Here is an 8186-nt window from a genome sequence, read left to right on the forward strand (position 1 = left end):
CAGGACGTCGAGTTCGACGGCGACCTGTGGTTCTTCGTGCAGGACAACAGCCCGAAGGTGCGCGATCTGTCCGGCAACTCGTCCGTGAACGTGGCCTTCGACTCGGGCAAGGGCTACCTCTCGGTCGCGGGCACGGCCACGCTCGTGCGAGACAAGCAGAAGATCGACGAGTACTGGACGCCCGCGGTGCAGGCCTGGTTCCCGGAGGGCCGTGAGGACCCGACGATCGTGCTCATCCGCGTGCACGCGGAGTCGGCCGAGTACTGGGCGAAGGACGAGCCGGGGATCGTGTCCGCGTTCAAGATCGCGAAGGCGACCGTCACCCGGACGCAGCCCGACGTGGGGGAGAACCGCACCGTCGAGCTCTGAGGGCGATCGCGCTCTGCATCACCGAGCAGGAGGCCGGTGTCCGCGTCAGCGGGCGCCGGCCTCTCGCGCGAGCGCCGTGGCCGCGCGCACGCCGTCGCGCCACGGCTCGCCGTGACCTGGCAGCACCGTCGCGGCGTCGGTGTCGTCCAGCCGGGTGAGCGAACGCAGCGCCTCCGCCGTATCCGCCGTCGCTGCCGCCGCCACGACGCGCGGGCCGCGCTCGGTCGTGTACGGATCGAACGTCACGAGCGCGTCGCCGCTGAAGAGCACGCCGCGCTCGGGCAGATGCAGCGCGCAGTGCCCGAATGTGTGCCCGGGGCTGAACACGACCTGCGGCCGGCCGGGCACGTCGAGCGCCGCGTCGATCCCCATGGCCTGCAGCCCCTGGAGGCCGCGCACCCGCAGGGCGCCCGCGGCCGCCATGCGCGCGAGCACGGGGACGGATCCGGGATAGCGGAAGGGGTACCGGAGCCGCGGCGACTCGTGCGCGTACCGATAGGGGTGCACCGCGAGGTACGCCTCGTCCGGGTGCCCGTGCACGGGCACGCCCCAGTCCTGATGGATCGCGCGCGCGAACCCGAGGTGGTCGAAGTGCGCGTGCGTGATCACGACCGCCTGCACGGCCGAGCGCGAGCTGCCGATGGCGGCCAGCACGTCCGGCAGGATGCGCCATGAGGCGGGCAGTCCCGTGTCGACGATCGTCACCTGGCCCTGATCCTCGATCAGGTAGCAGTTCACGTGGGCGTGCTCGAGACGGTGGACGCCCGGCGCGACGTTCCGGGTCAGTCGGGGGGCCCCGGCGCGCGGGCGGTGTGAGCCTGAGTGATGGGCGGACATGCCCGATGGTAGGCACGCGCGTCGGGCGCGGCGGATGGGGTTGCCTGCGCCCGCCGCCTCGGCTATCGCGCAGCGGTCCGCTGCGCCGGCCGAGCCGTGACGTCAGTCGACGCCGAGCTCCTTGCGCAGGCGCGCGACGTGACCGGTCGCCTTGACGTTGTAGAGAGCCTTGGTGACCGTGCCCTGCTCGTCGAGCACGAAGGTCGAGCGGATGACGCCTTCGACGACCTTGCCGTAGTTCATCTTCTCGCCCCACGTGCCGTAGGCGCGGTGCACCTGCGCGTCCGGGTCGCTCAGCAGCGCGAACGTCAGGCCGTCGCGCTCACGGAACTCGGCGAGCTTCGACGGCTCATCGCGCGAGACGCCGAGCACCGTGTAGCCGGCGCCGGCGAGCGACGAGATGCTGTCGCGGAAGTCGCAGGCCTGCGTCGTGCAACCCGGCGTCATGGCGGCGGGGTAGAAGTACAGCACGACCTTGCCGCCGCGGAAGTCCGCGAGTGAGACGGGCGCGCCATCCTGATCCTGCAGCGTGAAGTCGGGGGCGGCGGTTCCGGGTTCGAGGCGCGTCTCAGTCACCCGTCCAGCCTAGGCCGCGCACGAGCGCCGCGCAGCGCGGCTCAGTAGTCGGTGCGGTCCTTGAACGTCGCGAGCAGGCGCTGCAGGGAGTCCACGCGCGCGGCGGGCAGGCGCCCCTCCGCGACCGCCTCGTTGAGCGCGCAGTCGGGCGCATCCGCCAGGTGCGTGCAACCGCGCGGACACTGCTCGGCGACGTCCTCGAGATCGCGGTACGCGCGCAGGATGTTCGCGGGGTCGACGTGCCCGAGGCCGAACGACCGCACGCCGGGGGTGTCGATGACCCAGCCGGATCCGCCCTGACCGTGATACCGCAGCGACACGGTCGACGACGACGTGTGGCGACCGCGACCGGTCACCTCGTTGACGTGCCCCGTCGCCCGTCCCGCCGTCGGGACCAGCGCGTTCACGAGCGTGGACTTGCCGACGCCCGAATGCCCCACGAAGACGGTCGAGTGCCCGATCAGCGCCTCGCCGATCGTGTCGACGGGCGTCTCGTCGCGCGCGCTGAAGAAGACGCGGAGGTCGGCGAGACCCTCGAAGTGCCTCAGGAACGGCGCGGGGTCGGCGAGGTCGGTCTTCGTCACGACCATGAGCGGCCGGATGCCCGCATCCAGAGCGGCGATCAGATACCGGTCGACGAGACGCGGGCGAGGCTCGGGGTCGGCCGCGGCGACGACGACCAGCATCTGGTCGGCGTTCGCCACGATCACGCGCTCGACCTGATCGGTGTCGTCAGCGCTGCGGCGCAACAGCGACGTGCGCTCCTCGATGCCCACGATGCGGGCGAGCGTGCCCTCCTCGCCGGACGTGTCGCCCACGATCCGCGCGCGGTCGCCCGTGACGATCGGGGTCTTGCGCAGCTCGCGGGCGCGCGTGGCCGTCAGCTGGTGCTCTTCAGGGGTGTCCTCTCCCGCGAGCACCGCGTAGCGACCGCGGTCGACCCCGAGCACACGCGCGATCGTCGCGTCCTCGTGGGCGGGGCGGCGCTTGGTGCGGGGGCGGTTCCCCTTGGGATTGGGGCGGATCCGCACGTCGCTCTCGTCGTAGAGCGGCTCGTCCTCGTCGTCGAGGGGATCGTCCAGCCAGCTCACGCCGACTCGCTTCGCTCGCTCAGCGCAGCGCGCGCGAGCCGTGCGCTCGGTGTCAACGCGCCCCCAGCAGCTCGTCCCACAGCTGGGTGAACTGCGGAAGCGTCTTGGCCGTCGTGCCGATGTCGTCGACGACGACGCCGGGCACGCGCAGGCCGATCACGGCGCCCGTCGTCGCCATGCGGTGATCGTGGTGCGCGCGCCAGACACCGCTCGTGAGGGGGTGACCGGTGACGGCGGTCGGTGTGATCCGGATGCCGTCTGGCAGCTCCTCGGCCGTGCCGCCGAGGGCGGTCACGTTGGCCGCGAGAGCGGAGATGCGATCGGTCTCGTGCCCGCGGATGTGCGCGATGCCATGGAAGGTCGTGGGGGAGTCGGCGAAGACCGCGAGCCCCACGAGCGTGGGCGTGAGCTCGCTCACGGCGGACAGGTCGAGGTCGACGCCGTGGATGCCACGTCCCCCGGTCACGGTCAGCGCGCCGCCGCGGCGGCTGACGCGCGCACCCATGAGCTGGAGGATGTCGGCGAGCTGCGCGCCGGGCTGGGTCGAGTGCGGCGGCCAGCCGGCGATCGTTACCGATCCACCCGTGATCATCGCGGCCGCGAGGAAGGGTGCGGCGTTCGACAGGTCGGGCTCGATCGCGATGTCCTTGGCGCGCAGCGCGCCCGCGGGCACGATCCATTCGCCCGGTGCGGGGCGCTCGACGTGGACGCCGCGGCGAGCGAGCGCCTCGATCGTCATGTCGATGTGCGGCAGGCTGGGCAGGCGGGCGCCGACGTGGCGCAGGTGCAGGCCGACGTCGAAACGGGGCGCGGCCAGCAGCAGGCCCGACACGAACTGGCTGGATGCGGACGCGTCGATCGAGATCTCGCCGCCGCGCACGTGACCGTGGCCGCGCACCGTGAACGGCAGAGACCAGTGCCCGCCGTCGTCGATGTCGACGCCCAGGTCGCGCAGCGCGCGGATCATCTCGGCCATCGGGCGGTGCAGGGCGTTCTCGTGCGCGGTGACGAGCACGTCGCCCGACGCGAACCCGGCGAGCGGCGCGAGAAAGCGCATCACCGTGCCGGCCTGGCCGCAGTCGACCGTCGCTCCGCCCGCGAACGGCGCCGCGGGGTGCACGAGCAGGTCGGGACCGAACCCGCTCTCACCGGGAACCTCCTCGACCTCGACACCGAGAGCACGAAGACCCTCGATCATGCGCCGCGAGTCGTCCGACTGCAGCGGAGCGATCAGGCGGCTCGGCCCCTCGGCCAGGGACGCGAGGATCAGCTCCCGATTCGTGAGCGACTTCGAGCCGGGGATCGTCAGAGCGGCATCGACAGGACCGTCTGCGACGGGCGCGGCGTACTCGCCCTGAGGGGCTTCGGGGGAATACGCGCGCGAACTCATCGGTTCCACCCTAGTGAAAGCGAGGCCCTGCATGACCGCGATGATTCTGGCCCCCGAGCGCGTGGCACACGCGCCCCGGAGGATACAGGTCGCGCGCCTAGACTGGCGCGTGATGGACGAGGAACTCGAGCTTGCCGACACCGACGCGACCGCGCAGCCGGTGAGCGGGGGTGCGTCCGCCGAGGCTGGGCCGGAACAGACGCCGGCCGACGCCGGCGAATCGTCGGCGTCGACGCCGCGCGAGCAGTTCGAGCAGCAGGCCCTGCCGTTCATGGACCAGCTCTACGGCGCCGCCATGCGCATGACGCGCAACCCCAGCGACGCCGCGGACCTGGTGCAGGAGACGTTCGTGAAGGCGTTCGCGTCGTGGGCGTCGTTCACACAGGGCACCAACCTGAAGGCCTGGCTGTACCGCATCCTCACCAACACGTACATCAACACGTATCGCAAGAAGCAGCGCGAGCCGTACCAGGGCACGATCGACGATCTCGAGGACTGGCAGCTCGGCGGCGCCGAGTCGACGACCGCGATGAGCAGCCGGTCGGCGGAGGCGGAGGCGATCGACCACATGCCCGCGTCGGTCGTCAAGGACGCGCTGCAGTCCATCCCCGACGACTTCCGCATGGCGGTGTACCTCGCGGATGTCGAGGGCTTCGCCTATCAGGAGATCGCGGACATCATGAAGACCCCCATCGGCACGGTCATGAGCCGCCTGCACCGCGGGCGGCGGCTGCTGCGCGACCTGCTGAAGGATTACGCGGCCGAGCGAGGCATCCAGGCCGCCACCCAGAACACCGGCAAGGCCCCTGCGGCCGGGCGTCCCAACAGGAGTGAGAAATGACCGACTGCGGCTGCGAGAAGGCGCGTCAAGATCTCGAGGAGTACCTCCGCAACGAGGTCTGCAAGACCGAGCATGCCGACATCCGCGAGCACCTCGCCACGTGCGCCGAGTGCCGCGACGAGGCGCTGGTGGCCCGCACGCTGACCGACGTGGTCGCGCGCGCGTGCAAGGAGTCCGCGCCGGAGGAGCTCAAGCACATGGTGCTCGCTCGGCTGCGCGACGTGCAGGCGACGCACTGAGGTCCGCACCGAGCGACTGATCTGCCCGACCCGCGGGCACTGCGGCTCCGCGCCCGTCGACGCGAGGGTCTGCGGCGGTCTCGACGCCTGGATAGTGTCGAAGCATGGCTGAGTTCCCCGACGTCCGCACCCTTCCCCTCGACGAGACGGCCCGTGCGGCTCTCGCGGAGCGAGGGCTCGAATACCGCCTGATCGAGAACGAGCGCGCGGCGGCCATGGAGGCGTGGTCGCACGCCGTCCGCCGCGGCTTCGCCGGGTCGGAGCTCACGGCGGAGGAGGTCGCCGACTGGCGCGAGCCCATGTCGTGGCGACGTGTCACGGGCGTGTACGACCCCGCCTCGCCGCAGGCCGACCGGCCGATCGCGACCGCGAGCTCATGGGTCGCACCCATGACCGTGCCTGGCGGAACGCTTCCGTCCTGGTCGATCAGCACCGTGACGGTCGCTGCGACGCACCGCCGTCGCGGCGTCGCGCGGCAGCTGCTCGAGGCCGAGCTGCGCGATGCGCACGCGGCGGGCGTGCCCGCGGCGGGTCTCACGGCGAGCGAGGCGACGATCTACGGCAGATACGGCTTCGGACCCGCAACGAAGATCGCGACCTGGAAGGTGGACGCGCGCCGCGCACGGTGGGCGGCGCCGGCTGCGCCCGGCCGCGTGCAGTACCTCGACCGCGAGGACGCCGCGCTCCTGATGGGACAGCTGCACGAGCGTACGCTGTCGGACCGCGTGGGTGAGATCCCGGGCTGGCCGCGGCGCTGGCGCGGCCGCCTGGCGCTCGCCGAGGACAAGAACGAGGTCGTGCGCGCCGTGCGCTACGTCGACGAGACGGGCGAGCCGCGCGGCGTCATGGCCTACCAGATCGACGGCGACCCGGACAGCGGCCGCGGCGAGCTCACGATCCGCTACCTGATCGCCGAGGACGACGTGGCCCTCGCCGCGCTGTGGCGCTTCGCGCTCGAGCACGACCTCGTCGCAACCGTGACCGCGCATATGCGTCCTGTCGATGAGCCGCTGCCGTGGCTTGTCGACGACGCGCGCATCGCGGTCTCGAGCCTGAAGGATCACGGCTGGCTGCGCATCCTGGATGTCCCCGCGTCGCTCGAGGCGCGCACGTACGCCGCGGATGCCTCCGTGACGCTGCGCGTGACGGATCCGCACGGTTACGCGGACGGCACGTGGCGCGTCGACATCGCCGACGGCCGCGCGCGCGTCGTGGCGAGCGAGGACCAGCCGGATGTCGCGCTGTCGGTCATCGAGCTGTCGGCGGTCTACCTCGGCGGGTTCTCGCTGCCGGTGCTGCGGGCGGCCGGCCGCGTGACCGGATCGGCCGAGGCGATCGACACGCTGGATGCCGCGCTGCGGGTGCCGCGCGCACCGTTCCTCAGCATCGTGTACTGACACGGATGCCGGGATACGGGCCATGAACCCGTAACCCGGGCCGCCGGTGCCGTTCACCTCCCGGAGAGCGGGACGTTCACGCGGCATGCGTAGCGTCAGGGCGTCTCGCCCCGAGACGCGCGCTGCCCGAGCGCGCCCGCACCACAGCGCGGGCATCCCACCCCACCGGAGGACATCCATGATCCGTCGATCCCTGTTCGCCGCTCTCGGCCTCGTCGCCGCGTCGGCTCTCGCCCTGACCGGCTGCGCGTCGAACGCGTCGGCCCCCGCGGACGGCGACGCATCCGGCGCCGCCACGGACGCCGCAACCGCCACCAGCGTCGCCGACTTCGGCTCGTTCGAGGCGCTCGAGGAGGCCGCTAAGGCCGAGGGCGCGCTCAACGTCATCGCGCTGCCGCGTGACTGGGCGAACTACGGCGAGATCCTCGACCTCTTCGCCTCGAAGTACCCCGAGATCGCCATCACCGAGCAGTCGCCCGACATCTCGAGCGCCGAGGAGATCGCCGCCGCCGAGACGAACGAGGGCCTCGACACCGCCCCCGACGTGTTCGACCTCGGTCTCACCGTCGCGCTGCAGAGCACCGACCACTTCGCGCCCTACAAGGTGCAGACGTGGGACGACATCCCCGAGGCGCTGAAGGAGCCGAGCGGCCTCTTCGTCGGCGACTACGGCGGGTACATGTCGGTCGGCTACGACTCGTCGAAGTTCCCCGCGCCGGAGTCGCTCGAGGACCTCCTCGGCGCCGACTACAAGAGCGCGGTCGCCATCAACGGCGACCCGACGCAGGCGGGCGCGGCCTTCGCCGCCGTCGGCCTCGCGACCGTCCAGTCCGGCGGCGAGCTCGACGACTTCCAGCCCGGCATCGACTTCTTCGCCGACCTGCAGGAGGCCGGCAACCTGCTCAAGGTCGACGTCACCACCGCGACCGTCGCGAGCGGCGAGACGCCGGTGGTGTTCGACTGGGACTACCTGAACGCGACGCACAAGGCCGACAACCCCGACTGGGAGGTCGTCGTCTTCGCCGACAAGGGCTACGCCGGGTACTACAACCAGGCGATCAACAAGGACGCGCCGCACCCCGCGGCCGCGCGTCTCTGGCAGGAGTTCCTCTACAGCGACGAGGTGCAGAACCTGTGGCTGAAGGGCGGCGCCCGTCCCGCGCGCATGGACGCCATGACCGAGGCCGGCACGATCGACGCCGACCTCGCGAGCGCGCTGCCCGCCACGCCCGCCGAGACGCTCGTTCCCACGGAGGAGCAGAGCGACGCCGCCGGCGTGCTGCTCGGCGAGAAGTGGGCCGCGGCGGTCCAGTGACCGTCGTCCCCCTCGCTGCCGCGGACCCCGGCGCCGTCACCGGCGCTGGGGCCGCGGTCACCCCGTCGTGGGGGGCGGGCCCCCCCCCCCCGGCGGCCCGCGGCACGCAGCTGGGGGCGCGCCCACCCCCG

At 72.0% G+C, this 8186-nt stretch carries 9 protein-coding genes; 5 read left to right on the forward strand and 4 right to left on the reverse strand.

Annotation, left to right across the window (positions count from 1 at the left end; all coding sequences use genetic code 11):
• Window positions 1-369, forward strand: a 369-nt coding sequence (locus tag RIF89_RS05690; protein WP_309068171.1) for a pyridoxamine 5'-phosphate oxidase family protein, incomplete at its 5' end; no start/stop codon positions are given.
• Between the two features lie 45 nt (window positions 370-414).
• Here RIF89_RS05690 and RIF89_RS05695 read toward each other — a convergent pair.
• From RIF89_RS05695 to aroA, 4 genes are all read right to left on the reverse strand, one after another.
• A complete protein-coding gene (locus tag RIF89_RS05695) occupies window positions 415-1107 on the reverse strand; it encodes an MBL fold metallo-hydrolase (protein WP_309068172.1) in 693 nt (230 codons plus the stop codon).
• A 201-nt stretch (window positions 1108-1308) separates the two neighbouring features.
• Window positions 1309-1782, reverse strand: a complete 474-nt coding sequence (gene bcp, locus RIF89_RS05700) for a thioredoxin-dependent thiol peroxidase (protein WP_309068173.1) — start codon at window positions 1780-1782, stop codon at window positions 1309-1311.
• A gap of 41 nt (window positions 1783-1823) precedes the next feature.
• Window positions 1824-2873, reverse strand: coding sequence for a ribosome small subunit-dependent GTPase A (gene rsgA, locus RIF89_RS05705; RefSeq protein WP_309068174.1), 1050 nt, complete (start codon window positions 2871-2873; stop codon window positions 1824-1826).
• Between the two features lie 52 nt (window positions 2874-2925).
• Window positions 2926-4263: a 3-phosphoshikimate 1-carboxyvinyltransferase gene (gene aroA, locus RIF89_RS05710; protein WP_309068175.1), complete on the reverse strand. Its 1338-nt coding sequence runs from the start codon at window positions 4261-4263 to the stop codon at window positions 2926-2928.
• Between the two features lie 112 nt (window positions 4264-4375).
• On the opposite strand from aroA, the gene RIF89_RS05715 reads away from it, so the two are divergent.
• The 4 genes from RIF89_RS05715 to RIF89_RS05730 all read left to right on the forward strand — a co-directional run bounded on the left by RIF89_RS05715 (window position 4376) and on the right by RIF89_RS05730 (window position 8055).
• Window positions 4376-5104, forward strand: a complete 729-nt coding sequence (locus tag RIF89_RS05715; RefSeq protein WP_309068176.1) for a sigma-70 family RNA polymerase sigma factor — start codon at window positions 4376-4378, stop codon at window positions 5102-5104.
• A complete protein-coding gene (locus RIF89_RS05720; RefSeq protein WP_309068177.1) occupies window positions 5101-5343 on the forward strand; it encodes a zf-HC2 domain-containing protein in 243 nt (80 codons plus the stop codon). The genes RIF89_RS05715 and RIF89_RS05720 overlap by 4 nt, the downstream gene beginning before the upstream one ends.
• Window positions 5344-5447: 104 nt before the next feature.
• Window positions 5448-6740, forward strand: coding sequence for a GNAT family N-acetyltransferase (locus RIF89_RS05725; protein WP_309068178.1), 1293 nt, complete (start codon window positions 5448-5450; stop codon window positions 6738-6740).
• Between the two features lie 178 nt (window positions 6741-6918).
• On the forward strand, window positions 6919-8055 hold the full coding sequence (locus RIF89_RS05730; RefSeq protein ID WP_309068179.1) for an ABC transporter substrate-binding protein: 1137 nt from the start codon (window positions 6919-6921) through the stop codon (window positions 8053-8055).
• Window positions 8056-8186: the final 131 nt, after the last annotated feature.

The organism is Microbacterium sp. (genome assembly GCF_031178525.1).
Lineage (GTDB): Bacteria > Actinomycetota > Actinomycetes > Actinomycetales > Microbacteriaceae > Microbacterium.

Bases quoted from the DNA above. Each gene is read 5' to 3' on its own strand.
- aroA (WP_309068175.1), bottom strand. From the start codon at position 4,263: ATGAGTTCGCGCGCGTATTCCCCCGAAGCCCCTCAGGGCGAGTACGCC.
- RIF89_RS05725 (WP_309068178.1), top strand. From the start codon at position 5,448: ATGGCTGAGTTCCCCGACGTCCGCACCCTTCCCCTCGACGAGACGGCC.
- RIF89_RS05730 (WP_309068179.1), top strand. From the start codon at position 6,919: ATGATCCGTCGATCCCTGTTCGCCGCTCTCGGCCTCGTCGCCGCGTCG.
- RIF89_RS05715 (WP_309068176.1), top strand. From the start codon at position 4,376: ATGGACGAGGAACTCGAGCTTGCCGACACCGACGCGACCGCGCAGCCG.
- RIF89_RS05720 (WP_309068177.1), top strand. From the start codon at position 5,101: ATGACCGACTGCGGCTGCGAGAAGGCGCGTCAAGATCTCGAGGAGTAC.